This is a genomic window from Marinobacter sp. THAF197a (assembly GCF_009363275.1).
GTDB lineage: Bacteria > Pseudomonadota > Gammaproteobacteria > Pseudomonadales > Oleiphilaceae > Marinobacter.
This window is the reverse complement of sequence record NZ_CP045324.1, coordinates 875693-902387: the sequence shown is the minus strand read 5'-3', so window position 1 is coordinate 902387 and position 26695 is coordinate 875693. Positions and strand designations below refer to the sequence as shown.

32 protein-coding genes and 2 tRNA genes are annotated in these 26695 nt (G+C 56.9%); 13 read left to right on the top strand and 21 right to left on the bottom strand.

The features are described 5' to 3' along the window. Nucleotides 1–2 precede the first annotated feature (2 nt). From FIV08_RS04200 to FIV08_RS04190, 3 genes are read right to left on the bottom strand one after another with little or no spacing between them, the layout of a single operon-like run. A complete protein-coding gene (locus FIV08_RS04200; protein WP_058091876.1) occupies nucleotides 3–494 on the bottom strand; it encodes an ATP-dependent zinc protease in 492 nt (163 codons plus the stop codon). Next, the gene (locus tag FIV08_RS04195) at nucleotides 475–1362 is read right to left on the bottom strand and encodes a mechanosensitive ion channel family protein (protein ID WP_152437435.1); all 888 of its coding nucleotides are present in this window, start codon (nucleotides 1360–1362) and stop codon (nucleotides 475–477) included. Before FIV08_RS04195 ends, FIV08_RS04200 begins: the two co-directional genes overlap by 20 nt. 22 nt (nucleotides 1363–1384) lie before the next feature. Next, nucleotides 1385–2197, bottom strand: coding sequence for a hypothetical protein (locus FIV08_RS04190; protein WP_152437434.1), 813 nt, complete (start codon nucleotides 2195–2197; stop codon nucleotides 1385–1387). Nucleotides 2198–2337: 140 nt separating this feature from the next. On the opposite strand from FIV08_RS04190, the gene phrB reads away from it, so the two are divergent. Next, entirely contained in the window at nucleotides 2338–3729 is a 1392-nt protein-coding gene (gene phrB, locus FIV08_RS04185) for a deoxyribodipyrimidine photo-lyase (RefSeq protein ID WP_152437433.1), read from the top strand. Between the two features lie 143 nt (nucleotides 3730–3872). Here the strand turns inward: phrB and FIV08_RS04180 are convergent, their stop codons facing one another. The 4 genes from FIV08_RS04180 to hemA are packed head-to-tail and all read right to left on the bottom strand — an operon-like array spanning nucleotide 3873 to nucleotide 7849. Further along, a complete protein-coding gene (locus FIV08_RS04180) occupies nucleotides 3873–4619 on the bottom strand; it encodes a HesA/MoeB/ThiF family protein (protein ID WP_061333299.1) in 747 nt (248 codons plus the stop codon). Nucleotides 4620–4630: 11 nt separating this feature from the next. Further along, nucleotides 4631–5485, bottom strand: a complete 855-nt coding sequence (gene prmC, locus FIV08_RS04175; RefSeq protein ID WP_061333298.1) for a peptide chain release factor N(5)-glutamine methyltransferase — start codon at nucleotides 5483–5485, stop codon at nucleotides 4631–4633. Next, nucleotides 5475–6563 carry a peptide chain release factor 1 gene (gene prfA / locus FIV08_RS04170; RefSeq protein ID WP_152437432.1) on the bottom strand — a complete coding sequence of 363 codons (1089 nt, stop codon included), beginning with the start codon at nucleotides 6561–6563 and terminating at the stop codon, nucleotides 5475–5477. Before prfA ends, prmC begins: the two co-directional genes overlap by 11 nt. Then, nucleotides 6560–7849 (bottom strand): glutamyl-tRNA reductase, encoded by a 1290-nt coding sequence (hemA, locus tag FIV08_RS04165; protein ID WP_152437431.1) that lies wholly within the window; start codon nucleotides 7847–7849, stop codon nucleotides 6560–6562. The genes prfA and hemA overlap by 4 nt, the downstream gene beginning before the upstream one ends. A 234-nt stretch (nucleotides 7850–8083) precedes the next feature. Here hemA and FIV08_RS04160 point away from each other — a divergent pair, with 234 nt between their 5' ends. From FIV08_RS04160 to FIV08_RS04120, 9 genes are all read left to right on the top strand, one after another. After that, nucleotides 8084–9835 carry a tetratricopeptide repeat protein gene (locus FIV08_RS04160; protein WP_152437430.1) on the top strand — a complete coding sequence of 584 codons (1752 nt, stop codon included), beginning with the start codon at nucleotides 8084–8086 and terminating at the stop codon, nucleotides 9833–9835. Next, nucleotides 9835–10461: a lipoprotein insertase outer membrane protein LolB gene (gene lolB, locus FIV08_RS04155; RefSeq protein ID WP_058091885.1), complete on the top strand. Its 627-nt coding sequence runs from the start codon at nucleotides 9835–9837 to the stop codon at nucleotides 10459–10461. The genes FIV08_RS04160 and lolB overlap by 1 nt, the downstream gene beginning before the upstream one ends. A gap of 4 nt (nucleotides 10462–10465) precedes the next feature. Then, complete coding sequence (gene ispE / locus FIV08_RS04150; RefSeq protein WP_152437428.1) at nucleotides 10466–11329, top strand: 4-(cytidine 5'-diphospho)-2-C-methyl-D-erythritol kinase; 864 nt, start codon at nucleotides 10466–10468, stop codon at nucleotides 11327–11329. 22 nt (nucleotides 11330–11351) lie between these two features. Further along, nucleotides 11352–11426: transfer RNA gene (locus FIV08_RS04145), tRNA-Gln, on the top strand. Between the two features lie 52 nt (nucleotides 11427–11478). Next, nucleotides 11479–12429: a ribose-phosphate diphosphokinase gene (locus FIV08_RS04140; RefSeq protein ID WP_061333292.1), complete on the top strand. Its 951-nt coding sequence runs from the start codon at nucleotides 11479–11481 to the stop codon at nucleotides 12427–12429. 165 nt (nucleotides 12430–12594) lie between these two features. Then, a complete protein-coding gene (locus tag FIV08_RS04135) occupies nucleotides 12595–13233 on the top strand; it encodes a 50S ribosomal protein L25/general stress protein Ctc (protein WP_061333314.1) in 639 nt (212 codons plus the stop codon). Nucleotides 13234–13254: 21 nt separating this feature from the next. Then, nucleotides 13255–13845: an aminoacyl-tRNA hydrolase gene (gene pth, locus FIV08_RS04130; RefSeq protein WP_152437427.1), complete on the top strand. Its 591-nt coding sequence runs from the start codon at nucleotides 13255–13257 to the stop codon at nucleotides 13843–13845. 83 nt (nucleotides 13846–13928) lie between these two features. After that, entirely contained in the window at nucleotides 13929–15020 is a 1092-nt protein-coding gene (gene ychF / locus FIV08_RS04125) for a redox-regulated ATPase YchF (protein WP_061333290.1), read from the top strand. A gap of 90 nt (nucleotides 15021–15110) precedes the next feature. Beyond that, nucleotides 15111–15187: transfer RNA gene (locus tag FIV08_RS04120), tRNA-Met, on the top strand. A 49-nt stretch (nucleotides 15188–15236) separates the two neighbouring features. Here the strand turns inward: FIV08_RS04120 and FIV08_RS04115 are convergent. The 13 genes from FIV08_RS04115 to FIV08_RS04060 form a co-directional block, all read right to left on the bottom strand. Then, a complete protein-coding gene (locus tag FIV08_RS04115) occupies nucleotides 15237–16217 on the bottom strand; it encodes a tyrosine-type recombinase/integrase (RefSeq protein ID WP_152437426.1) in 981 nt (326 codons plus the stop codon). Further along, a complete protein-coding gene (locus tag FIV08_RS04110) occupies nucleotides 16214–17470 on the bottom strand; it encodes a hypothetical protein (RefSeq protein ID WP_152437425.1) in 1257 nt (418 codons plus the stop codon). Before FIV08_RS04110 ends, FIV08_RS04115 begins: the two co-directional genes overlap by 4 nt. A gap of 144 nt (nucleotides 17471–17614) precedes the next feature. Beyond that, entirely contained in the window at nucleotides 17615–18706 is a 1092-nt protein-coding gene (locus tag FIV08_RS04105; protein ID WP_152437424.1) for a zonular occludens toxin domain-containing protein, read from the bottom strand. Further along, complete coding sequence (locus FIV08_RS19690) at nucleotides 18703–18858, bottom strand: hypothetical protein (RefSeq protein ID WP_172972245.1); 156 nt, start codon at nucleotides 18856–18858, stop codon at nucleotides 18703–18705. The genes FIV08_RS04105 and FIV08_RS19690 overlap by 4 nt, the downstream gene beginning before the upstream one ends. A 2-nt stretch (nucleotides 18859–18860) precedes the next feature. Next, nucleotides 18861–19175, bottom strand: coding sequence for a DUF2523 family protein (locus FIV08_RS04100; protein WP_152437423.1), 315 nt, complete (start codon nucleotides 19173–19175; stop codon nucleotides 18861–18863). 2 nt (nucleotides 19176–19177) lie between these two features. Further along, nucleotides 19178–20371, bottom strand: coding sequence for a virulence factor TspB C-terminal domain-related protein (locus FIV08_RS19685; RefSeq protein WP_172972244.1), 1194 nt, complete (start codon nucleotides 20369–20371; stop codon nucleotides 19178–19180). Between the two features lie 187 nt (nucleotides 20372–20558). After that, entirely contained in the window at nucleotides 20559–20828 is a 270-nt protein-coding gene (locus FIV08_RS04085) for a major capsid protein (protein WP_152437420.1), read from the bottom strand. A 27-nt stretch (nucleotides 20829–20855) separates the two neighbouring features. Continuing rightward, complete coding sequence (locus FIV08_RS04080) at nucleotides 20856–21074, bottom strand: hypothetical protein (protein WP_152437419.1); 219 nt, start codon at nucleotides 21072–21074, stop codon at nucleotides 20856–20858. Between the two features lie 14 nt (nucleotides 21075–21088). Beyond that, nucleotides 21089–21418 carry a hypothetical protein gene (locus FIV08_RS04075; protein ID WP_152437418.1) on the bottom strand — a complete coding sequence of 110 codons (330 nt, stop codon included), beginning with the start codon at nucleotides 21416–21418 and terminating at the stop codon, nucleotides 21089–21091. 3 nt (nucleotides 21419–21421) lie between these two features. Continuing rightward, complete coding sequence (locus FIV08_RS19680) at nucleotides 21422–21574, bottom strand: hypothetical protein (RefSeq protein ID WP_172972243.1); 153 nt, start codon at nucleotides 21572–21574, stop codon at nucleotides 21422–21424. 377 nt (nucleotides 21575–21951) lie between these two features. Further along, entirely contained in the window at nucleotides 21952–22224 is a 273-nt protein-coding gene (locus FIV08_RS04070; protein ID WP_152437417.1) for a hypothetical protein, read from the bottom strand. After that, a complete protein-coding gene (locus FIV08_RS04065) occupies nucleotides 22221–22676 on the bottom strand; it encodes a hypothetical protein (RefSeq protein ID WP_152437416.1) in 456 nt (151 codons plus the stop codon). Before FIV08_RS04065 ends, FIV08_RS04070 begins: the two co-directional genes overlap by 4 nt. Further along, a complete protein-coding gene (locus FIV08_RS04060; RefSeq protein WP_152437415.1) occupies nucleotides 22676–22894 on the bottom strand; it encodes a DNA-binding protein in 219 nt (72 codons plus the stop codon). Before FIV08_RS04060 ends, FIV08_RS04065 begins: the two co-directional genes overlap by 1 nt. A gap of 112 nt (nucleotides 22895–23006) precedes the next feature. On the opposite strand from FIV08_RS04060, the gene FIV08_RS04055 reads away from it, so the two are divergent. Beyond that, the gene (locus tag FIV08_RS04055) at nucleotides 23007–23279 is read left to right on the top strand and encodes a helix-turn-helix domain-containing protein (protein WP_152437414.1); all 273 of its coding nucleotides are present in this window, start codon (nucleotides 23007–23009) and stop codon (nucleotides 23277–23279) included. 49 nt (nucleotides 23280–23328) lie between these two features. Here FIV08_RS04055 and FIV08_RS19960 read toward each other — a convergent pair whose 3' ends face one another. After that, nucleotides 23329–23760, bottom strand: a complete 432-nt coding sequence (locus FIV08_RS19960) for a DUF4124 domain-containing protein (protein WP_152437413.1) — start codon at nucleotides 23758–23760, stop codon at nucleotides 23329–23331. Nucleotides 23761–24034: 274 nt separating this feature from the next. Here FIV08_RS19960 and FIV08_RS04045 point away from each other — a divergent pair, with 274 nt between their 5' ends. After that, nucleotides 24035–25246, top strand: a complete 1212-nt coding sequence (locus FIV08_RS04045; protein WP_152437412.1) for a serine hydrolase domain-containing protein — start codon at nucleotides 24035–24037, stop codon at nucleotides 25244–25246. A gap of 101 nt (nucleotides 25247–25347) precedes the next feature. Then, nucleotides 25348–26625, top strand: coding sequence for an O-acetylhomoserine aminocarboxypropyltransferase/cysteine synthase family protein (locus FIV08_RS04040; RefSeq protein ID WP_152437411.1), 1278 nt, complete (start codon nucleotides 25348–25350; stop codon nucleotides 26623–26625). Nucleotides 26626–26695 lie beyond the last annotated feature (70 nt).

The window sequence follows — 26695 nt, the reverse complement described above, 5'->3', positions numbered from 1 at the left end:
ATTCAGGTCCTTAATGCCGGCTTACCGGCCAGGTAGGAAGCTTCAGGGTAGATCAGGGACCGGCCCGCCATGGCGGTACGGCCCAGCAACATCCGGAACCGCATGGAATCCCGATTGGTCAGTGTCATTTCAATAGGCCAGCTCTGATCGCCCACCACCAGGGTGGTCTCAATCACCAGCCGCATTTCTTTGTGCCCTCCGGAATCCGATACCGTTCGCTCATCAAGCACTTTGGCATCGCATTCCACTACCTGGTGCAAATCGTTCTGAACGGGGTGTACCCAGAATTTCACCCTGCGTTCTCCGTTCTCCGTGTAGGGTTCGGTGCGAAAGGTGTGCAGGCACGATGTGCGCGCACCGGTATCCACTTTCGCCTTGATTCGGCCAATATCCAGATCCGGCAGGGCCACCCATTCCCGCCACCCCAGAGCGATCTTGTTATCCGCCTGGATGGGTTGAGTGCTCTTGATTACTTCAGTTGTCTCGCTCGACATCCGGGGAGTCCTTATCTTTCTGTTGTTCCGGGCCCATCAGTTGCACACGGAAGGGCGCGGAATGGCTACCGGCGTATATGCTGGTATGGGGGAACGGAATCTCGATACCCTGCTGGTCCAGTGTTTTCTTGATGGCCACCATCATGCCACCACGGCCCTCGAAGAACTTGTCTTTGGGTACCCAGAAGGAAAATTGCAGATCCACGGAGGACGCGCCAAAGCCCGTTACCAGAACAAATGGCTTGGGTTCTTCAAGGCATACCGCATTTTTCTCCGCCAGCTCCAGCAACAGATCACTGACACGCTCTACATCTTCCGCGTAGGCAATACCCACCGTCAGATCAATCCGGCGAATGGGAAAGCGGGAGCGGTTCACCAACCGGGTCTTGATCAGTGTTTCATTGGGGATTCGCACATACAGGTTGTCCGGCGTGCGCAGTTTCACACTCAGCAAGTCAATAGAAACGATTTCCCCGATAGTGGCATCCACCTCGATAAAGTCACCAATCTCGAAGGGTTTCTCCATGACCAGGAACAACCCGCTGATGATGTTGGAGGCTGAGGTTTGCGAGGCAAAACCGATGGCGACGGTCAGAATACCGGCGGCACCCAGTACAACCTCGAGAGAAAACCCAGCCTCGCGCAGCGCTGCCATGGCGAACAACATGAAGATTGCATAGAAGAACAACCGGCGAATCATCACCATGTGATGGCGAGACACCCGGCTCTCAACCATACGGCCAACGCTGCGGGCCACCAGTGAACCCAGAACGATACCCAGAGCCAGCAAGAATCCGGCGGACAACCACTGCCCCCAGGCAATCCCGTTGATCACCTGTGTTATGGTTGCCTGAATTGCTTCCAACACGTAACTGCTCCTGTAGCGGCTGTTAGCCAAACATATGGTCGAAGGCGCGAACCAGCCTTCGGCCCCGGGCAAGCTTTTCCCGGGCCGGGGCGATGGCTTCGCAAGGGCCAGCCTCAGCAACCACAGACGACGCTATCTGCAAGCTGGCAGAACTCATGTCCGTTTCGCATTCCACCGTGATACCGGGTGTCCACAGCTGCCCTTTCTCGTTGCGATACAGAGACAACAAGGGCGTAGGCATGCTGAAACGCTCCAGCAGGAGCGGTTTCTCCCGACTGTTGATGATGGTGACCGGAGTAACCGCCCGCCAGGGCCTTTTGGGTACCGCTTCCAGCGCTAATCGTCCATATGTCGACGAGGCGTAACACAACTCGCCTTCACGGGTATTCCGGCCAAGCCAGGTCAGGGAAGGTGGCGCCAGCGGGATTTCCGCCAATTCCAACCGCTCTTCACCCACGCAGACTTTCATCCAGAGTGCGGTACCCACATAGAGAACGCAACGGGCGCCGGGTGGAATTGTCAGGGGCTGAAAAGGACGAATCACCGTTGGCAGGCTGGCCATGGCCGGATAGAAACTCACCACGCCGTTGTCGCTGGAGCGAACAAAACGCTGAGCAGCAATCTCGGCCGAAGGCAGAGTGTAGCCGGTGGTTTCCAGCCAGTGCTGGGGATCAGACTCGACGTCAATTTTCTCTTCCCGAATCTGCCACTCCAGATCCAGCAGGGTCACCCATAATCGTTTATGGCCAAGCTGGTGCTGCTGGGTCTGGCCGGAAGCCAGTTGGTATGGGTGTGCCCAGACACCATCGCGCTGGCTTTCGGTAACGTCAGTCATGCCGAAGAAAAAACTCCTTTTGGGGTAGCCGGCTAGTCTGCTTAACTATAATCCAATCCGGTAGTTACAGCGAATATACAAGCCAATGATTTATCGCCTGTAATTTCACCTATGCCACACACTCAAGGGTACGCAATCTGATGACAGAACTGGTCTGGTTCCGCAACGACCTCCGCCTGGCAGACAACGCCGCCCTGACTGCCGCCTGCGCCCGCAGCAAACCCGTGAAAGCCTGTTTCCTGATAACGCCAGGACAATGGCAGGAGCACGACTGGTCCGCTGCGCGGGTGCAGTTCGTGCTTGAGCACGCCAATGTCCTGGCCCGCCAGCTGGCCAAGCTGGGCATTACCCTGTCATTTCTTTACGCGGATACCTTTACTGAAAGCCTCGACAAGCTGGAAGCATTCTGCAAACAACACCAGATTGCAGGCCTGCACTTCAACGAAGAGTACGGCATTAATGAGCGGAGACGGGACAAGCAGGCCCACGACCGGCTGACCGCCCTCGGCATCCGGGTGGCCAAGTACCGGGATCAGACCGTGGCCCCCGTCGGCCAGATTCTGACCCAGCAGAATGAGCCCTATTCCGTATTCACTCCCTTCTCCCGACGCTGGCGTAGCTGGATAGAGGAAACCCAGCCCACGCTGTACCCGACGCCATCGTCCATGGGGCCAGAGGTAAAGCCGGAGCGAACCGATACCCTGCCGGCACCATTCAACGATGCGCCCGAGCCACTGCTGGCCACAGGCGAGGACGCTGCCCATAGTCAGCTGGAGGCATTCCTGGCCGAACGGGCGAAAGACTATAAAGACAACCGGGACCTCCCCGCAGTGGATGGCACCAGCCAACTCTCGCCCTACCTGGCCAACGGGGTGCTTTCCGGCCGCCAATGCCTGATTGCGGCCCGACAAGCTGGCGTTTCCGGAGACGGTATCGAAACCTGGATCAATGAAATCGCCTGGCGGGATTTTTACGTTCACATTCTCTATCACTACCCGCGCGTCAGCATGCACCGGGCATTCAAACCAGAAACGGAGGCGCTGGTATGGAATAAGCCGGGAGACCACTTTGAAGCCTGGAAGGAAGGCCGAACAGGCATCCCGATTGTGGACGCTGCTATGCGTCAGCTCAAAACCACTGGCTGGATGCATAACCGCCTGCGGATGATCACCGCCATGTTCCTGACCAAGAACCTGTTTATCGACTGGCGGCTGGGCGAAGCCTGGTTCATGCAGAATCTGGTGGATGGCTTTCTGGCGTCCAACAATGGCGGCTGGCAGTGGAGTGCCTCAACCGGTACCGATGCAGCACCTTATTTCCGGGTGTTTAATCCGGTAACTCAGAGTGAGAGGTTTGACCCGAAGGGAGAGTTTATTCGGCAATGGGTGCCTGAGCTGGCCAGACTGGATAACAAACGGATTCACGATCCTTCCAAGGGCGGAGTTATCCCGAAAGGCTACCCAAGACCGATCGTCGATCTGAAAGAGAGCCGGAAAGAGGCCATTGCGAGATTTCAGGCTTTGAAAGATTGAGACTTTGGAGTCTTGTTGCCGGTCAGGGTTGGGGACGGCCTTTCCAAAACACGCCGTGAATACGTCCCTGTAGGCTCCGCTCCGCCATCCATGGCTCCGCAGGGTTTTGGAAAGGCCGTCCCCAACCCTAACCTACCTTTGAGCTAGCCGGCACAAACCGGGCAATCGGGGTCCTTCGCCAGCTTCATTTCCCGCCATTCCATTTGCCAGGCGTCCAGGATTAGTAAACGGCCTACCAATGGCTTACCGACTTCAGAGATCACTTTGATGGCTTCCATAGCCTGGGCTGAGCCGATCATTCCCACCAGGGGAGCAATAACACCAGCCTCGGAACAGGTCAGATCCTCATTACCTTGCTCAGGATACAAACAGTGGTAGCAAGGGCTTTCAGGATGCCGGGGATCGTAAACAGACAACTGCCCTTCACCACGAATGGCAGCACCGGATACCAGCGGAACCTTGTTGGCGACCGAGGCCCGGTTCAACGCAAAACGGGTATTGAAGTTATCAGTACAGTCCAGCACCAGCGTGGATTCAGCAACCAGCTGTTTGAGGTCGTCGCCATCCACCCTCCGATTCACCGCACTAACGGTGATCTCCGGGTTGATCGCCCTTACCCGCTCGGCCAGGCGCTCCGCTTTTGAATCGCCAAGCCAGCTCTGTTCAAACGCAATCTGCCGTTGCAGGTTGGCCAGTTCGATCTGGTCATCATCCACCAACGTCAGGTGGCCAACGCCTGCGGCGCCCAGATACAAGGCTACCGGGCAACCTAAACCACCGGCGCCGATGACCAGTACATGGGCGGCCTTGAGTTTTTCCTGGCCGGCGATGTCGAACCGGGGCATCAGAATCTGGCGGCTGTATCGGAGCAGTTCTTCATCGCTGAGCATGAGGGGTCTCGCTACTGGTCGCTGGCCGGCTTCCGGGCCAAAGTCATTCGGTCGTTTCCGCCGTAGTCTTTACGGGTTTCTATGTTGAGCCATCCGGCCCTGGCAAACAAATCCCGCACGGCATCGCCTTGATCATAGCCATGTTCCAGCAGCATCCAGCCACCGGGATTCAGGCGTTTGAAGCCTTCGGTGACCAGCAACCGGATGTCGTCCAGGCCATCGTCACCCGCCACCAAAGCGGATGACGGTTCAAAGCGTACGTCGCCTTCGTTCAGGTGACGGTCACTGGCGGGTATATAAGGAGGGTTGGAGATAAGCAGGTCAAAGCCACTCTCTGGAATCTGGTCGAACCAGTGGCTGCGCACTACGGTAATCGGCAGCTGCAGGGACCGACTGTTTTCACGGGCCAGTTCGACGGCCTCTTCAATACGATCGCTGGCCATAATCTGCCACTTAGCTTTCTCGCTGGCCAGCGCGAGCGCAATGGCGCCAGTACCGGTGCCCAGGTCCAGCACGCGGGCGTTTTCAGGCAGCGGTAGTTCCAACGCGGTTTCCACCAGGCACTCGGTGTCTGGCCGGGGAATCAGGGTGGAAGGGCTGACTTTCAGGGGCAAAGACCAGAATTCCTGCTGTCCCAGCAGGTAGGCGATGGGTAAGCCCTTGACTCGTTCAGCCACCAATTCACGAAACGCTTGCGCCTGATCAGGGGCTACTTCCCGCTCGGGCCAGGCCCGAAAGCTGGTGCGGCCCAGGCCGGTTACGTGGCTCAACAGTAATTCGGCGTCCAGTCGGGGAGAGTCGCCACCGATCCGTTCAATGGCGTTATTCAGAAGGGCTTCACAGGTCAGCGAGGACTCACTGCTCATTGGCCAGTTCTGCCAGCAATTCAGCCTGGTGCTCCTGTTGCAGGGGGACCACCACGGCGTCGAGATCGCCGGCAATCACCTCGTCCAGCTTGTACAGGGTGAGGTTGATGCGGTGGTCGGTTACCCGGCCCTGGGGGAAATTGTAGGTGCGAATACGCTCCGAGCGGTCGCCACTGCCCACCAAACTTTTGCGGGTTTCCGCCATGCTCTTCTGCTGTTTCTCCAGCTCGGCATTCTGCAACCGGGACGCAAGCAGGCTCAGGGCCTTGGCGCGGTTCTTGTGCTGCGAACGTTCTTCCTGACACTCCACCACAATACCGGTGGGCAGGTGGGTAATGCGGATGGCAGAGTCGGTTTTGTTGACGTGCTGGCCACCGGCGCCGGAGGAGCGGAAGGTGTCTACCCGCAGGTCAGCTTTGTTGATTTCGATGGCTTCGGATTCATCGGCCTCCGGAATCACGGCCACGGTGCAGGCGGAGGTGTGAATGCGGCCCTGGGACTCGGTTTCCGGTACCCGCTGCACCCGGTGGGCTCCAGACTCAAACTTGAGCGTTCCGTAGACGCCATCTCCGGACACCCGGGCGATGACTTCTTTATAGCCGCCGTGCTCACCCTCGTTCTCGCTCAGCACTTCCACCTGCCAACGGTGTTTTTCCGCATAACGGGAATACATGCGGAACAGGTCGCCGGCAAAAATCGCGGCTTCGTCACCGCCGGTACCGGCGCGCACTTCCAGGAACACGTTCTTGGTGTCGTTCGGGTCTTTCGGCAGCATCAAGCGCTGCAGCTCTTCGTCAAGCTCTTCGCTACGCGCTTCGGCGGCGGCTAGTTCTTCTTCCGCCATGGCCCTCATCTCGGCATCGCCGTCTTTGGCCAGTTCCTTCGCTTCCGCGATATCCTCATGGGATTGGCGCCAGGCCTGGAAACACTTTACCACCGGCTCAATCTCAGAAAATTCCCGGGACAGTTCCCGGAATTTGTCCTGGTTGGCAATCACCGAGGCATCGCTCAGCAACGCGTTGACCTCCTCGAACCGTTCAACAAGCTGTTCGAGGCGGGACTGGATCGATGGCTTCATAATTTTTCCGTGGTGGCGGGCTCGTCAGCTTCCAGGGCATCAAGCTGATACAGCTCCCGCAGGCATTCGGTGACTTCGGTGCGGCCCTCGGCCATGGCTTTACGCACTTGTACAGAGGGCTGGTGAAGCAGTTTGTTGGTGAGGCCACGTGCCAGGCTGCGCAGCACCGTCTCCGGGTCAACGCCGTTGCGTAAGGCACGCAGGGCCTTTTCAGATTCAATATCCCGCAGCAGTTCGGCACGCTGGCGAAACACTTTCAGGGTAGAGACCGCATCCAGGGCCCGGAGCTGGTCCAGGAATTCCTGTACGCCACTGCTGATCAGGTTCTCGGCTTCGCGGGCAGCGCCTTCACGGGAACGAATGTTTTCTTCAATCACCTGCCGCAGATCGTCGACGGTATAGAGATACACATCGGCCAGCGACCCCACCTCCGGCTCAATATCCCGGGGAACCGCAATGTCGACCATGAAGAACGGACGGTGTTTGCGCTTCTTCAGCGCGCGCTCCACCGCTCCCTTGCCAAGTATTGGCAACGGGCTGGCCGTAGAGGAAATGATGATGTCGACGTCCGCCAGGTGATCGGGAATTTCCGACAGAACAATGCCCTTGCCACCGTGCAGTTCGGCCAGCGCCTGGGCACGTTCCAGGGTGCGATTGGCCACCAGGAAGTCTTTCACGCCGGCATCGGCCAGGTGGCGGGAGACCAGTTCAATCGTTTTGCCCGCGCCAATCAACAACGCCTTGTTGCGGGACATATCGGCAAAGATATGATGCGCCATGCTGACAGAGGCATAGGCCACCGACACCGGATTTTCCCCGATGGCGGTCTGGGTTCGAACCCGCTTGGCTACCGAGAATGTCTGCTCAAACAGGCGGGACAGGAAAGAGCCGGTGGCACCGTGCTCACGGGCCAGGGAGTAGGCATCCTTTAGCTGACCGAAGATCTGCGGTTCGCCCAGCACCATGGAATCCAACCCCGCCGCTACGCGCATCATATGGCGAACGGCCTCCGAATCCCGGTGAACGTAGAGCACGTCTTCCAGGTCGGCCACATCCAGCTCATGAAAACCGGCCAGCCAGCGCAGTACCGTGGGCGCGCAGTCGTCGTCCCCGGCCAGGTACAGCTCTGTGCGATTACAGGTAGACAGAATGGCCGCTTCACTGGCACCGGACGCCGCCCGGAGTTCTGAGAAGGCTTCCGCCATCCGCTCCGGGGTAAACGCCACACGTTCGCGGATCTCCACGGGTGCGGTTCGGTGATTGATTCCCAGTGTCAGCAATGCCATTTCGAGGTTAAAAAACCTTATGCCAGTCGTGGATCATATTGTGCCATTCTACCGGTGAGGGCCACCGCCTGCCACCCGAAAACACGCCGCCTTCGGGAACTGCGGACAGGTTGGGCAAGTTATAATGCTTATGCCATTATAGAGGCTCGGCCACGGCCTAAACCCGATCTGCCTCAATTCTACGGCAGAACAGAACATACTCTGACGTACTGCCGACAGCACACGGGAAGTTGCATGCAAAAATCCGCACCGTATCTGGTTACCAGCCTCCTGGCCTTCACCATTGCCGCCCTGCCCGGCTGCGCCAGCTTTTCCGAAACGACAGAACCAAAGGCTGATGAACCTACCCCCGTAGCGGTCACCCCGACGCCACAGGAAGAGATTCGTTATGCGGATTTCGAGCCAGAAGTGCTTTACCAACTCCTGGCGGCGGAGATTGCCGCCCAGCGTGGGCGCTACGACGTAACCCTGGTCAACTACCTGCAGGCAGCCAAAACCTCAAAAGATCGCGGCGTCATTACCCGTGCCATGCGCATTGCCCAGTCCCTGAATGCCGATAACGCGCAGCAGCAACTGGCAGACCTATGGCTGCAACTGGAGCCCGACAACCTGCTGGCACACCGGGTTTCCGCGATTCAGGCGGTCAAACGCCAGGATCTTGAAACCGCTCTGGTCCACATGGAACGCATTATGGAGCAGGGAGAGGACGCAGACTTTGACAGCCTTGCGGCGATGTCTGCCAACCTGCCACCGGCCCAGCAACGGGAACTGCTGCAGCTATACGAGCGACTGGCTGAACGGCACCCGGGCAATCCCGAGCTTGAGTACAGCATTGCCCTGCTCCTGAAAATCACCGGCGCCCCGGAGCAGGCCCTGGAGCGCATTGAGCGGCTCACCAACCAGCAACCCAACTTCCAGCCCGCCATCGCACTCAAAGGCGACCTGCTGTACCAGACCGGTCAAACAAGAGAAGCCCTGACCTACCTGACCACAAACACCCGGCGATTCCCGGCCAACCGGCAACTGGGCACGCTTTACGGCCGCATCCTGATTAACGAGGGAGAGCTTCAGGCTGCCCAGGACGAGTTCGAGCGACTGGTCAAACGCTATCCCCAGACCCCGGGGCTGCGACTGTCGTTCGCTCTGGTCGCCCTGGAAAATCGTCAGCCGGAGCTGGCCAGAGAGGAGCTTACGGAACTGATCGAACAGGGCCACCACACCGATGAAGCCAGCTACTACCTTGGCCGCATAGAGGAAGATGCGGGCAACATCACCCACGCCATCGGTTACTATATGAGCGTAGAAGGCGGAAACTACTTCTTCCCCGCCCTCGCCAGGGCAAGTGAACTGCAAGCCGAGACAGGGGATCTGGATAGCGCACTTGCCAAGATTGACACACTGAGGGATTCAAACCCGGGGCAGGCTGAGAACTTCTGGCTCCTTGAAGTCAACCTGCTGCTCGACCAGCAGCGCGAACAAGACGCCATGGCAGCCGCCAACCATGCCCTTGAGGCCTTTCCTGAAAACATTCAGATCCGTTACGCCCGAGCCATGCTGCACGACTCTCTCGGCAACACCGAACTAGCGGAAGAGGACCTCAGGGCCATATTATCGAATCAACCAGACAACGCGGTGGCGCTGAATGCGCTCGGGTATATCCTGACCATTCGTACCGAGCGCCTGGATGAAGCCCGCAGTTACATCGAACAGGCACTGGCCCTGGATCCGAATAATCCCGCCATTCTCGACAGCATGGGCTGGGTACTGTTTCGCCAGGGCGACACCGAAGCCGCCCTCGAATACCTGGCCGACGCCTGGGCCGCCTACCCGGACCCGGAAGTAGCCGCCCATTACGGCGAAGCCCTCTGGGTCAGCGGAAATGAAGAACAGGCTCGCGTGATCTGGGAAGAAGGCCTGGAACAGGATCCGGACCACGACATTCTGATTGAAACCATCCAACGCCTGACCGGCAACGGAAACTCCTGATGTTGAAGAATCTGTTCGCCGCCCTGTTGGTACTTGGCGTGCTGGGCGGCTGCACCACCATTCAGCTGGAACCACTCCCGGAAGGCATGACCGACCAGCCCCCAGCCAACTGGGCTGAACGGTCCCGCACACTTGGTCAATTCAATCACTGGCAGCTTTCCGGGAAACTTGCGGTGCGCCAACCGTCCGATAGCGGCACCGCAGTCATTAATCACTGGGAACAGCAAGGCGAGCAATACGACCTGGCATTGTCATCATCCTTTCTCGGAATGGGTAGCACCAGCCTGCGCGGAACACCGGGATTTCTCGAACTGCAACTGGCTAACGGCGACACCTACCAATCATCGAACCCGGAACAGCTGGTACAGGCCGCAACCGGCTGGCAGCTGCCCATTGACAGCCTGACCTGGTGGATTCGTGGCCTGCCGGCACCAGACGGCAATTTCCGGTTATTGTTCGATGACCAGCAACGGCTAGCCATCATTCGCCAGGACGGCTGGGAAATACGCTACGATCGCTGGCAGGCGTTCATTGATGATCTGCCTCAGCTCCCCGCCCGAATCACCGCCCTGAAGGACGACAAGCGCGTTCGAGTGGTGATCAGTGACTGGCAGAGAAAGGACTGAGCACATGAGCAACAGCATTACCCTGCCCTCGCCGGCCAAGCTCAACCTGTTCCTGCACATCGTGGGCAGACGACCCGATGGCTATCACGAACTACAAACCCTGTTTCAGTTTCTCGATTATGGCGACGAGATCACCTTCACCCTGACCCCGGGGGATGCCCGCATACGCCTTGAGGAACCGGTTCCCGGGGTACCTGACGACGACAACCTCATTATTCGCGCAGCCCGTGCCCTGGCCGAACGCGCCAGCCATGCATTGCCCGGCGTGACGATCCGCATTCAAAAACGACTTCCCATGGGCGGCGGCCTCGGAGGCGGCAGCTCCAACGCCGCGACCACCCTGGTGGCACTAAACCACCTCTGGGAACTGCATCTTGATGAAAACGAGCTTGCCGAGCTGGGCCTGGATCTGGGCGCCGATGTACCGGTGTTCGTTCGCGGCCGCTCCGCCATTGGCGAAGGGGTGGGTGAAAAGCTCACGCCCGTCAATCCGCCGGAAGACTGGTTTGTGGTCCTCAAGCCTGACTGCGAAATAAACACCGGGAAGATTTTTTCGGAAGAAGGGTTGACAAGGGACACCCCAAAAATGAAAATAGCGCCCGCTTTTGAGGGAGACGCCTCGAGGTACCGAAACGACTGTGAGGATGTAGTTCGAAAACTGTATCCTGAGGTTAACAAGAGCCTGGAATGGCTTTCACAATTCGGACCTGCAAGATTAACCGGAACCGGGGCTTGCATTTTTGGACGTTTCCCGACAGAATCCGCAGCCCGGATTATCTGGGAAAGCAAACCCTCCGGCATCACGGGGTTCGTAGCTAAAGGGGTGAACCATTCACCTCTGCACAAAAAGCTGACAGAGCTGAAATGATGCCAAGAAAGCACGATGATATTGGGGTGTCGCCAAGTGGTAAGGCAACGGGTTTTGATCCCGTCATGCGCAGGTTCGAATCCTGCCACCCCAGCCACCTTTCTCCCGCTTCTTCTGAATCAAACGCCGATACTGAGAAGGATGCTGTCGTGTCCAAATTGATGATCTTCGCTGGCAATGCCAACCCTGAACTGGCGCGCGATATTGCCAGGAAACTGCATATTCCCATGGGCCAGGCCACCGTTGGCCGTTTCAGCGATGGTGAGACCACCGTTGAGATCAATGAAAATGTTCGTGGTCACGACGTTTTCATTATCCAGCCCACCTGCTACCCCACTAACGACAACCTGATGGAACTGATCGTGATGGCCGACGCCCTGCGCCGCGCTTCCGCCACACGGATCACCGCCGTTATCCCTTACTACGGATACGCCCGCCAGGATCGTCGCGTTCGCTCTACCCGGGTAGCCATCAGCGCCAAAGTGGTTGCTGACATGATTTCCAGCATCGGCGTCGACCGTGTGCTGACCGTCGACCTCCACGCTGACCAGATTCAGGGCTTCTTCGACATCCCGGTGGACAACATCTACGCCACCCCGGTGCTGCTTGAAGACATCGAAAAGCAGCGGTTCGAAAACTTTGTCGTGGTATCCCCGGATGTAGGCGGCGTTGTACGCGCCCGCGCCGTTGCCAAGCGCCTGGATGATGCCGACCTGGCCATCATCGACAAACGCCGCCCGAAGGCCAACGTTTCCCAGGTTATGCATATCATCGGTGACGTCAAAGACAAAACCTGCATTCTGGTTGACGACATCGTCGATACCGCCGGCACCCTGTGCAAGGCAGCCAACGCCCTGAAAGAGCACGGCGCCTCCCGCGTAGTCGCCTATATTACCCACCCGGTGCTGTCTGGCCCGGCCGTCGAGAACATCAACAACTCGGAGCTGGACGAACTGGTGGTGTGCGACACCATTCCACTGGGTGACAAAGCCAAAAATTGTGCTAGAATCCGCCCCCTCAGCATGGCTGGACTGCTTGCGGAATCGATTCGTCGCGTGAGCAACGAAGAGTCCATCAGCGCCATGTTTGAGAACGTCTGAACGGGCCAAGCTCCGTAACACTCAGACTTTAAAGGCAGTTTTCGGGTCGGGAGTCCAACAGGGCTCCCGACTCTTTTAGTCGATCGGAAAAATCCGGTCATTCAAAGAACTCATCTGTCCCGAGCCTGGTCGCGGGCCGTTCAGATGAACAACGAGGTACATACCATGTCTCAGGAATTCCTTATTGAAGCATTTCCTCGTGACGATCAGGGGAAAGGTGCGAGCCGCCGCCTGCGTCGCGAAGAGCGTAAAATCCCGGCCATCATCTACGGTGGCGGGAAAGACGCAACGCCAGTCTCAATCTGGCACAACGAGCTGAAAAAGGCCCTCGAAAACGAAGCCTTCTTCTCTCACATCCTGACCATCGACATTCAGGGCAAGAAAGAAAGCGTGATCCTGAAGGATCTGCAGCGCCACCCGTACAAGCTGCTGCTGACCCACGCCGACTTCCTGCGCGTAGACAAGGATCACGAGATCCACGTTAACGTACCGCTGCACTTCCTGAACGAAGACACAGCGCCGGCCGTTAAGCTTCAGGGTGGTATTGTTTCCCACACCATGACCGAAGTGGAAGTTATCTGTCTGCCGCAGAACCTGCCTGAGTTCATCGAAGTCGACCTGACTGACGTCGCCATGGACCAGGTTGTCCACCTGAGCGACCTGAAACTGCCGAAAGGCGTTCGTGTTGCTGCCCTGCTGCAGGGTGAAGACCACGACCAGCCGGTTGCCTCTATCCATAAGCCGAAAGGTGCCAAGGCGGACGACGCTGCGGACGCCGAAGGCGAGGAAGGCGGCGAGGAGTAATCACTCCGGGGGCAAAGGCGAATGGCACAGGATATTGTCATGGTGGTTGGCCTGGGAAATCCCGGTGCCGACTACGAGAATACCCGCCACAACGCCGGCGCCCTGTTCGTCGAAGCGCTGGCCCGCCATGCGGGCCAGACGCTACGCCCCGAAAAGAAGTACCACGGGCTTTACGCCCGCATTCAGTGGCAGGGCCTCGACCTGCACCTCCTGAACCCCAGCACTTTCATGAACCGCAGCGGCATTGCCATCAAGGCCCTGGCGGACTTCTTCAAGATCTCTCCTGAACAGATTCTGGTTGCCCACGACGAGCTCGACCTGCCTCCCGGCACGGCCAAGCTGAAGAAAGGCGGCGGCCACGGCGGCCATAACGGCCTGCGGGACACCATTGCCCACCTCGGCACCAACGACTTCCAGCGACTACGCCTTGGCATCGGCCATCCCGGCGACAGCCGTAAGGTCACCGGTTTTGTACTGGGCCGACTCGGCAAACAGGAAACCGAGCAGCTGAGCGCCGTGTTCGACGAAGTCATGCGGGTTTTGCCAGACGCCGCCAACGGCAAACTGGCTGCCGCCATGAACCGGTTACACAGTTTCAAACCGACCCCCTGAGCAAGGCACATCCCCTTACTCGCACCCGTACCGATACCCCGGTATAATCCGCCCAAATTTTTCAGTTCCAGCAGAGGCATTCCATGGGATTTAACTGCGGCATCGTCGGCCTTCCCAACGTCGGCAAATCTACCTTGTTCAACGCACTGACCAAAGCCGGCATCGGCGCAGAGAACTTCCCGTTCTGCACCATCGAACCCAACGCCGGCGTGGTGGCCATGCCCGACCCGCGCCTGACCAAACTGGCCGAAATCGTAAAGCCCGAGCGAGTCGTGCCCACCACCATGGAATTTGTCGACATCGCCGGCCTGGTCGCCGGCGCCTCCAAAGGCGAGGGCCTGGGCAACCAGTTCCTGGCCAACATCCGCCAGACCGACGCCATTGCCCATGTAGTGCGCTGCTTCGAAGACGGCAACGTCATCCACGTGGCCAACAAGGTTGACCCGGCATCTGACATTGAAGTGATCAACACCGAGCTGGCCCTGGCCGACCTGGACACCGTCGAGAAAGCCATCAAGCGTGTGCAGCGGGTAGCCAAGAGCGGCGACAAAGAAGCCAAGGCCCAGCTGGAGATGTTCGAAAAGCTGCTGCCAGTACTGAATGAAGGCAAACCGGTGCGCAGCATGGGCCTGGACAAAGACCAGATGGCCCTGGTGCGGGAACTGTGCCTGCTCACCGTCAAGCCCACCATGTACATCGCCAACGTGAATGAAGACGGCTTCGAGAACAACCCGCACTTGGACAAGGTTCGCGAAATTGCCGCCTCAGAGAATGCCGTGGTGGTGCCCATCTGCAACAAGATGGAAGCCGAAATCTCTGAACTGGAAGACGAAGAAAAGGCCATGTTCCTCGATGAAATGGGCATGGAAGAGCCCGGCCTGGACCGCGTGATCCGCGCCGGCTACGGCCTGCTGGGCCTGCAAACCTATTTCACTGCAGGGGTGAAGGAAGTACGCGCCTGGACCGTCAAGATCGGCGCCACCGCCCCCCAGGCAGCGGGCGTTATCCACACCGACTTCGAACGCGGCTTCATCCGCGCCGAAGTGATCAGCTACGACGATTTCGTGCAATACAACGGTGAAGCCGGCGCCAAGGATGCCGGCAAATGGCGCCTGGAAGGCAAGGAATACATCGTCAAAGACGGCGACGTTATTCACTTCCGTTTTAACGTGTAATTTTTCCGAATTTTTGGCCCCAAAGCCTTGACACCTTGGGCCCAAATACCGAAAATACGCGCCTCGTTTGGGGCACGCCTCGATCGAAATGGCAAGGTAGCTCAGTTGGTTAGAGCACAGCACTCATAATGCTGGGGTCGGCGGTTCGACTCCGCCCCTTGCTACCAAGATTCAAAGGGTTACCGTTAACGCGGTAGCCCTTTTTTATTGGTTCGACTACATGTTGACTACATCTTGTCTACAGAGGGCAGCCATCGGAGAAAACCTTAACGCGGATTCCAGGTGATTCGGTGCCAGGTGCGCGTAACGCATGGTCATGGTTATGGAGCCGTGACCAAGTATGCGCTGAAGGGTAAGCAGATCTCCGCCGTTCATCATGTAGTGACTGGCGAAGGTATGCCGAAGGATGTGCGTTAGTTGCTGGGGAGTCTGGAAACCACAACGATCATACGCAGACCGAAAGGCAGACCGACAGGAATCAAACAAGCGCCCAGGACCTGGACGTAACCTCGGATTAATCTGTTCTTGCAGCTCGGGCATAATCGGTACCGCACGATCCTTGCCGTTCTTCGTATCCTTGAAGATCACCTTACCTGGTAACCAGGATGAATGTGTTAACCCTTCTGCTTCTCCCCATCTCGCACCCGTAGCAAGACAGATAGCAGCAACACACCATGTATGGTTATTGGTGCTAGATTCACATTCAGTCAATAGCTGTCGACATTGCTCCAGGTCGAGGAACATCATTTCATGGTGTTGCTCTTTCACCTGGCGAACCTTGGCAATCGGGTTCTCCTGGATCACACCCAGACGGACACACTCTGAAAACACGGCCTTCATGTACCGCTGTTCGTGATTGACGGTTGAGGCCTTGACCTGCTTTAACCTGGTAATCCGATACTCCATCCAATCGGACGAGCTGAAATCGACTGTCAACGGATCGTTTAACCTGGAAACAATACCTTGTAAACGGCTAAGTCTTTGATCGGCGTCTTTGAGGGTACAACCATGATGGTCATGCCAGTACTTAACCAAGTCAGATAGGCGGCGACCGGCCCCGCTGCCCTTCTGTTCAAAGCGGCGTAACCAGGCAACAGCGTCCAGTCGTGTCTTAAAACCCCGTTTGCGTATCCTTCGACCGGTTCGACCTTCTGGATAGAAGTCAACTTCCCAACCGGTTTTAATCTTTCGTATCACGCGCAGACCTTACCGAGTAGCCGTCGTTTTGTTAGCCCATCCTGGACAAGCTGGAACAAATCGTTCTCGGTGATATCACGCCTACGATAATAGCTGGTGAGATCCTCCCAGAGGCCACTTTTCTTAAGATAATCCCAAGCCTGACGAGGGTTAAACCGGTTGCGGGCATAAATGCTCAGGAGGTTGCCAAAGGCCAGGGAAACGTTTTTTTCGTTACCGCAACCGGGTTCCTTTTTTGCGCGTTTGTAAAGCAATTGAGGCGCAGGGTGTGTGAAAACGACGTCTTGCCGGAGCTTTGTCCAAATGGGATGAACCCAACCTTTTCTGATTTCAAACCGGTTAGCTCTCAACGCGTAGCGCCAAAAGCCTGTCAGGTGCCCAACGGCATCGATGAAAGACTTAATGACGGGCATACCCTCGGTACCATCAGCAATCTCGTTAATGATGCGGTGGTGAAACCGGATTTCGAGACGCCAGACAGGTTGCTCCTGGTCATAGCAGGTTTCCGGGAAACATTGTTCGTTGGTTGCGGTCTCCCAAATACTTTCCATGAAAGCGCGTTTGTCAGAGACGTCGATTTCCTTGGATTTATCATACAGGCAGGACTGTAAGCTGTTGGCTTTGCCGAACGTATAAGTTTCACCGCGACCATTAACGGTTGAACCGGTTTGCCAATCAAGATCACTGACACCGTTGTAAACACTGACTGTTTTTGCGCGTGTTACAAACCTTTGCGCAAAATCCTGGGGAGGTTGCCACCCTTGGAAATCCACGGCGAGATGGATAGCAACGCCAGACGGTTCGGAAGATTGCAGGAAATAGCGAGCCCAGAAGTTCAATTCATCCTGAACTTGTTGACTTCCACGTTCATACAACCAGGAGGGTGAGGTTTCAATTTTTACGTGCGTGCCAAGCGAATCAGCTTCAGCGTAGAAATTCTGAACCAGCATGGTCAAGCCGTATTCACGGTTCTGAAGAAGGTACCGGAAGCCACCGCGACGACCGGACATTACGGCCCAGTCCAGCTCATTGATACGAATCATGGCGCCGTGACCCTGTTCATAAGCAGTCACAATTTCGGCTAGGACTTCAGGACGCAACCGACCCTGATAGAGCTGACGAACAGTGTCAACACCGGACCAGAGGACGTTCACACCTTGCAGATTGATTTGTTGACCCTCGCCGATGAAAAGATCACCTCTTCCCGTTTCACCAGTGCGTACGTCGAACCTTTCGAAGTCATGTATGGCCATTTTGTGATTCCTACTGAAACGTTATGAAATAGTTTTTTGATTTCTATGAGACGTGTTACAGGGACGTCTCTCGCCTGCCGGCGGCGTGTGGCTGGGGCAAGCCTTCCACCCACACGCCACCGCCGGCCCTCCTGGGTGTCGGGTTCAATAGTTCATTGCCTGGGTTTGTACACGGATTCTCAGGGCTTCCATGTTGCGTTCATGGGCGCCGGTGGCCTGGGTACTGTTGCTGCTCTCGGGGTTGCGGGTGCCTTTGTCTTGAGGTGGTTCGCGGGTGGGGTCCCAATAGCCGTGGGCAACAATCTGGCGGCATTGTGCCTCGGGGACTTCCAGGGGCGTGGCCTGTTGGGTGTAGCACCGGCATTGGTCGGTTTTTTCGCGCAGGAGGCATTGCGGCCTTGGGAAGTCGCGGACTACATACACTTGGTCATAGACCGGGGCTGAATGGGGAATGCTTTTTACCCTTGGGGACCACTGTTCCAGGTATTGCTCACGGGTGAGAGGTTGCCCTTCCCGTCTGGCCGGTGCGGGCTGTCCGGGCGCGTTGTTCGCTTGGGTGGTGACGTTGTCAGGCGTTGGACCTGGACTGCTGACGCTGTCGGATTGGCCGAAGTTGGCAACCACGCTGTAGATGGTGTAACCGGTGACGATGATCAGCACCAGGAGGGCCCAGACCATCCAGGGTATCTTGCGTTTGTGGGTGTGTACTTCGGCGCTTTTGTAGAGGCCAAAGAGCTTTTTGTTAAACCGTTTTCGGGTTTTGGTGGCGGCTTTTTGGGCAAAGTAGTCGCTGGGGTCATCGGCGCATTCCTGGAAGGTGAAGCGGGTGGCCGACTGCAGGCCGAACTGGCGCTTGAAGTGGAAGTGCTGGCCGACCAGGCGTCTAACCTTGGTGTCGATCAGTTTGGGGTGTTGAGTGATCAGAACCAGGTCAATGCCCAAATGTCGGTGGGTATTCAGCCGGCGGATGTGTTCGGGCACTTTGTTGCCGAATTTCTCCGGGGGGAACAGGTCCTGGCATTCGTCCAGGATGATGACGGCACCGTGTGGGAGGTCGTACCAGGCTTTGGCCTGTTCAAGGTCGAGGGTCTGCCAGCCTAGGGCTTCACCGGGGGCCAGGAGTTCGATGTTGTAGACGTAGACGGGGCGCTCCTGGAAGGCTGGATCGTTCAGTACCAGGTCGATGGCGTTGAGGGTTTTGGAAGCACCAGGGGTGCCGGTGATCAGGGTGATCATGAGCGAACCTCTACGCTGTCGATGAGTTTGATGGCGTCGATCTGGCCTTGGTTGTAGGCGAGGAACCAGACGGCGAGAAGAAGTAAGGAGGTGGGGGCAACGTCAGTCAGGAGCCACCAGCCGATGTTTTCAAGTCGGTGTCGGAGTTTCATGGTCAGGCCTCCCAAGGTGAACCGGGTTTGCGCCAGATGGGGTGCGCGGGTTTGACGGCGGTTTTGATGGCAATGCAAATGCCAAAGGCGGTGAACAGGATTTTGATGCCGAGGGGAAACCCGGCGATAGCCAGCACGGAATACAGGGCCGTCGGTAAGCCGTCGAATTTGGCGAACAGGAACTGTTCGGCCTGGTCCAGGATGAGGGTGACGCCGGTGAAGACGATGAGGCCAAAGCCGAGGCCCCGTACCACGTAGGTGACGATGTAAGGGACGACAGAGAGAACAATGGACCAGACAAAGTAGAGTATAGGCATGGTTAGATAACCCCCATGACAGTTCGGGCCACGGCGAGGGAGCCGAGGAACGAGAAGATAAAGAGGGTTAAGGGGCGCAGTTGTTCGGCCAGGGTGCAGAAGGTGGTAAATTCCACTTGGAAGTTGCCAAGGCTAAGCCTGATATCAACCGGGGGCGGGCATTCGGCCGGGGCCGGGTCGGCCACGTTGGTGAAGTCCTGCATTTTGTCAGACAGGTCCATTTCCTGGGTGTCGACCAGTTCCAGGCCTTCCTCATCCAGGTTGCCCACTCCCTGGGTTTTCTGGTTAAAGAATTCGTCGGCTTTGTCGCCGGTTTCGTGGATCAGGCAGCGGTTTTCCCAGACTTCCCGGGCAATGCCGCACTGAATGGCGTCACCTTCACAGGTGGGAGGTGCCTCGCAGCCGTTAGAGCCGTATTCGCCCTCCCCTTCTTCTCCTTCTCCGTCGCCACTTCCACCGCCTCCGCCAGATGAGCCACCATCTGACCCATCACCGCCGTCAGAGCCGTCACCATCTCCGCTACCGTCGCCGCTTCCATCTCCGTCACCGTCTCCATCGCCGTCACCCGGTTGGATAGCGGGTTCTGAACCGCCTTCACCCTGCACACCTTGAGAGCCCTGGTCGAGTCCGGATAGGTTGGTACCGGAGGGGACGCAGACGCTGGTGCCGTTTACTTCGCCATAGGTGGTGCCAGTTGGGCAGCTGCCGCCGGGCTGCTTGTCCATGTCCAGGCAGTTGCCCTGGCTGTCTTTGATGTCACATTGTTCAGGCTGGCCGGTATAGTCTTCGGGATTGTCGGAGACGTACTGTTCACCCAAGCCGGCGCACTCTTGGGCGTCAAACATGCTGGTGCTGCCATCGAGCTTGGAATAGTTAGTGCCGCAGGTGTAGGCGCAGCCTTCAACGTTATAGACTCCAGAGCCAAAACCGCCGTTGATGGAGCCTCCCGGGATGGTTTCCGTTGAGCACTGTGGAGGCGGCTCAGGAATCTCCCGATATTCCGGCGCAACGTGATAGTGGGTATTACAGGAAGACCCCTCGCTGACAACAACGGCTCGACATTCATAGCCAGGGTCTCGACTATAAAAACCCAATGAACCGCTATCACATTTGGCGTTAATTTCATCTAATGCTTCCTGCTTGGTATGGACACCTACACCACAGGACTCCAGACGGTGGCGAATACTAAAGTTCATGTCTGCAGTCCACCCAGGGGTAACACCGACAGCCCAGGACTCAGCCGGTAGCCACCCAAAGGCAAGCAATAAGGGCCAGTAGCGACAGATAGTACGGATCGTTGAAGAACACACCGGTTTTCTCCCTGTTGTGATCAAAAAAGGCGGGCCGTGGCCCGCCCTCCTGGGTGTGGGTGCCTTCCCCGGCTTAGCCGAAGAAGGTGGCCTTGACCCATTTGATGCCCACGGCAATCACCGCCAGGGCGATCAGGGCACCACCCACGGTGGTGATGTCGGTGCCTACGCCGTCCATCTTGTCGCTGAAATCAGCGGGCAGGATGGAGGCCTGGGCGGTGACGGTTGCGCCAGCGGCTGCCACGGCGGTGCCCACTTTGGCTACGGTGCGGCCGACACGGCTGCGGGCCATGGCCCAGGCTTTGCCGTCCGGTTCTTTCTGCATGTCGATGATGCGGGACATGGTGGTTTCCTCTTTCTGGTTTGGGTTTCAGGTGTTGAACATGCGGCGGATGAGGCGGACCCCAAACGCCACTAAAAACCACGTCACGAAGGTGCCAGCCAGGTAGCTGAATTCCTCCGGTGACATGGTGAACGCCTCCCGGTATTGGGCGGCGAACTCGGCGACCTGGACGACTTGCCAGGAGCCGCTGCACTGGGGGGTGCTGCCGCTTTGGCTGATGATTCCGTCACAGGTCACGATTTCCATGGGTTAGGGGCTCCTTATCCAGCCGGTTTGGACTTAGCGTCGGGAGAGTTAGCGGCTTTTTGACTTGGTACAACGCCAATAATGTGCGGCTGTGACTTGCCACCGGCTGCTGTCTTCAACATGGCGACCAGCTTGAAATCGCGCGGGGGCTGACCTGGCTGGTACCCCTCCTGCTTCAACTGGTCAAAGATTCCCGGCTCTGCACTGATTTTCGTAACTTCATAACCGAGGGTGCCTGAGTTATCGCCTACTGGTGCCTGGCCGGTAATAACACTGCAAAAGGTGCGACCTTCAATGGTCATTTTGCGGCAGTTGAATACGGTGGATGTCATTTCGAATTGCATGGCTTATTTCTCCGGGTTTTTGGCCGTGTTGTAGGCCGTTTCTGAGTTTTGGATTGCCTTGTTTGCGTCGAACAGTTCCAGGAACAGGCGCTGTATCAACTCCGCCTCGTAGGCCTTTGCGGCTATATCAAAGGGCGGCTTCTGGCCGATGGCCATTTCGTGTTTCCAGAACGCCAGGCTTGATCTAATTGCCTTTAATTGACGTTCCAGACTGTTCTGTAATTGCCGAGACTCTTTCAGCGTCAAACTTAAGGTGACCGGCTTTCGTGCAACCCCTCCGGGGCGGGCTCTACTCGCTTCGCTCCCCGAAACTAAGGTTTCGGCCCTTACGGGTGACGATCCCTGTTGCCTACGGTCACCAAGGTGACCTGCGCACTCCGTTTGCATCCTTTGCTCACCGCTCCGGTTCTGAATCAAGGGGCGGTCATCCACCCCCGTCATCGTCGCCAACGCAGCTCCTGGTTGCGGACTGTGAGTCACGGCCTGACCAGCGCAAGGCCAAGCGCTACGCGTGCTACGCAGCCTTGCGCCGGTCATTCCGCGCCTCCCTGATCGTCCGCGAGCTGCGATGGCGACGATGACGGGGGCGGATTTTCAGACACGGGAGGTTGGCCAGAGAAACCGAAATCAGGACATCCAGCCTTTAACCAGGCTTCAATAACAAGCCCGCCGAGCGTCCAGACGTCCGTACCACGGTCAAAAGCCTCCTGTTCCAGGTGGAGCTTTACCGAGCGCTTAGCGGTGACGTAGAAGCGTTTTTCTTCGTCTTCCTGATTCGGGTTGCGGGGTGGAATTATTTGTGTCACAAGAAAACCTCCAGGCGAACACCCTTGTATACCTGGCCTGGCAATGCCCCCAGGGTTGAAAGCTGTTCGCTACGTAGAATGACGGAATCAGGAAGAACGCCTTTGCAGTCCTGGTAGTAGCCGAGGTATTCATCAAGACTGGCGCGAATCTTCAACGACTTAGGGTTGTCGCTGAAACGGACGGCATCACCGTCTAAAGAGGGTTGGTCGACATATGGAGAGACAAAGGCCCAGCCAGTAGCACCGTTCACACGATCACCACCTACGGCAATCCACTGACGACCGGAAAGGCTTACTGCAACAGTACCTGGAGCCACCATACGAGCGGGACCAAGGCGATCAGAAGTAGCAACGAAGTTTTTGCCATCGAAGAAATAGACAGCTTTGCGCTCTTTATCTGAAGCCCGGGCAACAGTGGCGATCATGTCACCAACATGGTTAAGGCGCTTCATCACTCACCCTCCCCTTTCAACTGCTCTACAAGCCGAACCAGATTCACCAGGCGACGGCGACCGATCTTGATAGACGGGATGTAGGCACGGTGCAGCCACATGTGCACAACTGAGTGATCAACCGAGATCCAGTCAGCAAAAGCGCGCCAGTCCATCATCGGGGGTGTTCCCGACTGGAGCTTGTCGCTGATGCTTTCGGTGATCTGCTCGTCTATCATGTTCAGTACCTTGCAGTGCGTTTCATTATTAATTCAATTCAACTAAAGCCATTTTAGCTAAACGTGATATCTTTAGCCATATTGGCTTAAGTTATTTTTAGACTATTTTCTTATGATAAAAGAACGGGTAATAACGGTTATTAAAGAGTCAGGGCTGAAGAACCCGGAGCTTGAGGAAAGGACCGGAGTAAACCGGTATACCTGGCAGAACATAAGGAATAAGCCCGAGCGAGCCTTGAAAACAGAGGAGATAGAAGCGGTTATTGCGCTGTTCCCTCACTATGGGTACTGGATAGCTACAGGAAACATTGCCCCAGAAATCGGACAGACCAGCCCCGAATACGACGAAGTGAACTCAAAGTTAGACAATCGCGCCGAGGGATAAGCATTACGAAGGCAGTTATGGAGCGGTGGTATCACCGAGACGCGAAACGTCACTGATTAAGAAGGCACTCCCTGGAGCGTTTTCCCGACACTTCACGGCGTTCAGCTCTGAGCCTATTGCCCTGACTAACGGAGTAACCACCAGCACGAAGACGGGAGTCAATAGAAGCAATTCGTTTGCGGTAGGACTCACAGACGGCCTGATTGGAACCAGTGGACTCGGAGGACCGAGAAGACGTGTTTCTTCGGGGCTGAGAAGTAACACGATTGATCTGATTAAGAGACCTCTGGGATTCGTAATTGTTGGATCGAATCGGGATAGAGGTATTACTACGAGGAATACGGGAAGGCGTTCCGTCTGATTTTGGGGGAGCGTCTGAAAAATGGGTTACACCGTCTGCATCAACCCAACGATAAAGCTGATCGGCGTGAGCAGGCACGGCGGCAAAAACCAGCAGAAGAAAAAAAAGAAAGTAATTCATTGAAGGTCCCTTTCAGTGTTGTCTACATCACCCATACAGTGATAATTATTGAACTGCCTTGAATATTCAACAAAGTTAAACGCGTTGTTTTGCAAGGTTTTGTAAAATGTTGAATTATGCCGTCAATAACTCATAATGCTGGGGTCGGCGGTTCGACTCCGCCCCTTGCTACCAGTATTCTTAAAAGCCCGGTTCGAAAGATCCGGGCTTTTTTCGTTCTGGCCCAACCCCGTTGAGAGCCCGATTGCGTGTTTTACAGCACAGGATAGCAGCCATGCCGGAATCCCTCGTGTCAGGACTGTCGCTGGATCGCCTCGAGCGCATCAGCCGGCACTTTGAACAGAACTATATCCAGCCCGGCAAGCTACCCGGTTTTGCGGCACTGGTTGCGCGACACGGCAAGATTGTCTGGAGTGAGGCAAGAGGGCTGAGAGATATAGAGCGCAACCTGCCCATGGAACGGGATACGGTATTCCGCATCTACTCCATGACCAAACCCATCACCTCCATCGCGATGATGCAGCTGCACGAACAGGGCAAGTTCCTGCTGAACGACCCGGTGCACAAGTATATTCCGGCCTGGCGCAACCTGCGGGTGTACAAGGGTGGCAGCTACCCGGATTTCAAAACCGAACCGGCAGCTACCACCATGACCATCCGGGACCTGATGACCCACACCTCGGGGTTGACCTACGGTTTCACAGAAAGAACGGAAGTAGATGCCGCCTACCGTCAGCTGAAGCTGGATGGCAGCTCCATCCTGACTCTGGACAAGCTGGTGGATCGGCTGGCTGACCTACCACTGGAGTTTTCGCCAGGAACCGCCTGGAACTACTCGGTATCTACAGATGTGATCGGCTATCTGGTCCAGTTGCTCTCCGGTCAACCGCTGGATGACTATTTCCACGAGCATATATTTAAACCACTGGGTATGACCGAGACAGGCTTCCAGGTTCGCCCGGACCAGCAAGACAGGTTCGCCGCCTGTTACCTGCATCAACCCGGCGACACCATGAAACTGCAGGATGACCCGCAGCGCTCGAAATATCTCAAGCAGCCCCGCTTCCTCTCTGGCGGTGGCGGGTTGGTCTCCACCATTGATGACTATTACCGGTTTGCCCAGGCCTTGTGCCAGGGTGGCGAGTATCAGGGCCAACGGATTATCGGGCGAAAGACCCTTGAATTTATGCGCCGCAACCACCTGCCGGGCAACAAGGACCTACCTGCCCTGTCCATTGGCGGTTTCAGTGAAACACCCTACGCGGGCAGTGGCTTCGGGCTGGGCTTTTCGGTCAAAACCGATGTCGCCCGGTCAGCCACCATCGGCTCAGAAGGTGAATTCGGCTGGGGCGGGCTGGCCAGCACCAGCTTCTTTGTCGATCCGGTAGAAGACATGGTAGTGATCTTCATGACTCAGCTAATGCCCTCCTCCTCTTATGCAGTTCGTCAAGAACTCCGAGCTCTGGTTTATGGAGCCCTGGACTGATCTGTGGCGATTGACAGGCATCATCCTCTTCTGGAAACCTCTGTGCCATACTTCAGGGCCTCAAACCAATAACGAACAAACCACCAGCAAGGAATGTTGTGATGAAAGCGGAAACCCTCGCACTGCACGCCGGCTTCAAGAGCGACCCGACCACCAAGGCCGCCACCACACCCATTTACCAGACCACGTCTTACACCTTTGATGACACCCAGCACGGTGCCGATCTGTTTGATCTTAAGGTGCAAGGCAACATCTATACCCGCATCATGAACCCCACCAACGCGGTTCTGGAAGAGCGTATGGCAGCGCTGGAAGGCGGTATCGGCGCCCTGGCTGTGGCCTCCGGTATGGCGGCCATCACCTATGCCCTGCAAACCATCTGCAAGGTTGGCAACAACATCGTCAGCACCAGCCAACTCTATGGCGGCACCTACAACCTGTTCGCCCACTCCCTGCCCAACCAGGGCATCGAGTGCAAGATGGTGCCCCACGATGATTTTGCGGCGGTGGAAAACGCCATCGACGACCAGACCCGCGCCCTGTTCTGCGAGTCTATTGGCAACCCGGCAGGCAACGTGGTGGATATCCAGAAGTGGGCGGAGATTGCCCACAAGCACGGCATTCCGCTGATTGTCGATAACACCGTCGCCACCCCGTTCCTGTGCCGACCCTTTGAGCATGGCGCCGATATCGTCATTCACTCCCTGACCAAATACATCGGCGGCCACGGCACCACCGTAGCGGGTATTGTGGTGGATTCCGGCAAATTTGACTGGAAAGCCAGCGCCGACAAGTTCCCGATGATGAACCAGCCGGACCCGTCCTACCACGGTGTGGTTTACACCGAAGCCCTGGGCGAAGCCGCCTTTATCGGCCGCTGCCGCGTGGTGCCCCTGCGTAACACCGGGTCTGCCTTATCGCCATTCAACGCCTTCCTGATCATGCAGGGCCTGGAAACCCTGGCCCTGCGCATGGAGCGCCACTGTGACAACGCCCAGAAAGTTGCCCAGTTCCTGCAGGACCACCCTGCCGTGGAGTGGGTGAACTACGCCGGCCTGACCGCCAGCCCCTACAAGGCCACCTGTGACAAGATCTGCGGCGGCAAGGCCTCCGGCATTTTGAGCTTTGGCATCAAGGGTGGCCGCGAGGCCGGCGCCAGGTTTATCGATGCGCTGGACATGATCCTGCGTCTTGTAAACATTGGCGATGCCAAGTCCCTGGCTTGCCACCCGGCCACCACCACCCACCGCCAGCTCAACGCAGACGAGCTGAAGAGTGCCGGTGTCAGTGAAGACCTGGTGCGGCTGTCTATCGGCATTGAACACGCAGACGACATCATTGCCGACATCACCCAGGCCCTGGACAAATCCCAGGCTTGATAACCATCAACCGGGTACGACCAAAGTCGTGCCCGGTTACCCCGTGATTGCCCGTATCTGCCTTGTAACT

Excerpts from the sequence above, each read along its gene's own strand:
- FIV08_RS19680 (WP_172972243.1), bottom strand. The coding sequence starts at position 21,574 with ATGGCCATCGGCCAGAAGCCGCCCTTTGATATAGCCGCAAAGGCCTAC.
- FIV08_RS04045 (WP_152437412.1), top strand. The coding sequence starts at position 24,035 with ATGCCGGAATCCCTCGTGTCAGGACTGTCGCTGGATCGCCTCGAGCGC.
- FIV08_RS19685 (WP_172972244.1), bottom strand. The coding sequence starts at position 20,371 with ATGAACTTTAGTATTCGCCACCGTCTGGAGTCCTGTGGTGTAGGTGTC.
- ispE (WP_152437428.1), top strand. The coding sequence starts at position 10,466 with ATGAGCAACAGCATTACCCTGCCCTCGCCGGCCAAGCTCAACCTGTTC.
- pth (WP_152437427.1), top strand. The coding sequence starts at position 13,255 with ATGGCACAGGATATTGTCATGGTGGTTGGCCTGGGAAATCCCGGTGCC.
- lolB (WP_058091885.1), top strand. The coding sequence starts at position 9,835 with ATGTTGAAGAATCTGTTCGCCGCCCTGTTGGTACTTGGCGTGCTGGGC.
- FIV08_RS04105 (WP_152437424.1), bottom strand. The coding sequence starts at position 18,706 with ATGATCACCCTGATCACCGGCACCCCTGGTGCTTCCAAAACCCTCAAC.
- FIV08_RS04110 (WP_152437425.1), bottom strand. The coding sequence starts at position 17,470 with ATGGCCATACATGACTTCGAAAGGTTCGACGTACGCACTGGTGAAACG.
- FIV08_RS04190 (WP_152437434.1), bottom strand. The coding sequence starts at position 2,197 with ATGACTGACGTTACCGAAAGCCAGCGCGATGGTGTCTGGGCACACCCA.
- FIV08_RS04135 (WP_061333314.1), top strand. The coding sequence starts at position 12,595 with ATGTCTCAGGAATTCCTTATTGAAGCATTTCCTCGTGACGATCAGGGG.
- FIV08_RS04160 (WP_152437430.1), top strand. The coding sequence starts at position 8,084 with ATGCAAAAATCCGCACCGTATCTGGTTACCAGCCTCCTGGCCTTCACC.
- hemA (WP_152437431.1), bottom strand. The coding sequence starts at position 7,849 with ATGGCATTGCTGACACTGGGAATCAATCACCGAACCGCACCCGTGGAG.
- FIV08_RS04200 (WP_058091876.1), bottom strand. The coding sequence starts at position 494 with ATGTCGAGCGAGACAACTGAAGTAATCAAGAGCACTCAACCCATCCAG.
- prmC (WP_061333298.1), bottom strand. The coding sequence starts at position 5,485 with ATGAGCAGTGAGTCCTCGCTGACCTGTGAAGCCCTTCTGAATAACGCC.
- FIV08_RS04180 (WP_061333299.1), bottom strand. The coding sequence starts at position 4,619 with ATGCTCAGCGATGAAGAACTGCTCCGATACAGCCGCCAGATTCTGATG.
- FIV08_RS04100 (WP_152437423.1), bottom strand. The coding sequence starts at position 19,175 with ATGCCTATACTCTACTTTGTCTGGTCCATTGTTCTCTCTGTCGTCCCT.
- prfA (WP_152437432.1), bottom strand. The coding sequence starts at position 6,563 with ATGAAGCCATCGATCCAGTCCCGCCTCGAACAGCTTGTTGAACGGTTC.
- FIV08_RS04080 (WP_152437419.1), bottom strand. The coding sequence starts at position 21,074 with ATGGAAATCGTGACCTGTGACGGAATCATCAGCCAAAGCGGCAGCACC.
- FIV08_RS04085 (WP_152437420.1), bottom strand. The coding sequence starts at position 20,828 with ATGTCCCGCATCATCGACATGCAGAAAGAACCGGACGGCAAAGCCTGG.
- FIV08_RS04060 (WP_152437415.1), bottom strand. The coding sequence starts at position 22,894 with ATGATAGACGAGCAGATCACCGAAAGCATCAGCGACAAGCTCCAGTCG.
- FIV08_RS04075 (WP_152437418.1), bottom strand. The coding sequence starts at position 21,418 with ATGCAATTCGAAATGACATCCACCGTATTCAACTGCCGCAAAATGACC.
- phrB (WP_152437433.1), top strand. The coding sequence starts at position 2,338 with ATGACAGAACTGGTCTGGTTCCGCAACGACCTCCGCCTGGCAGACAAC.
- ychF (WP_061333290.1), top strand. The coding sequence starts at position 13,929 with ATGGGATTTAACTGCGGCATCGTCGGCCTTCCCAACGTCGGCAAATCT.
- FIV08_RS04040 (WP_152437411.1), top strand. The coding sequence starts at position 25,348 with ATGAAAGCGGAAACCCTCGCACTGCACGCCGGCTTCAAGAGCGACCCG.
- FIV08_RS04055 (WP_152437414.1), top strand. The coding sequence starts at position 23,007 with ATGATAAAAGAACGGGTAATAACGGTTATTAAAGAGTCAGGGCTGAAG.
- FIV08_RS19690 (WP_172972245.1), bottom strand. The coding sequence starts at position 18,858 with ATGAAACTCCGACACCGACTTGAAAACATCGGCTGGTGGCTCCTGACT.
- FIV08_RS19960 (WP_152437413.1), bottom strand. The coding sequence starts at position 23,760 with ATGAATTACTTTCTTTTTTTTCTTCTGCTGGTTTTTGCCGCCGTGCCT.
- FIV08_RS04065 (WP_152437416.1), bottom strand. The coding sequence starts at position 22,676 with ATGAAGCGCCTTAACCATGTTGGTGACATGATCGCCACTGTTGCCCGG.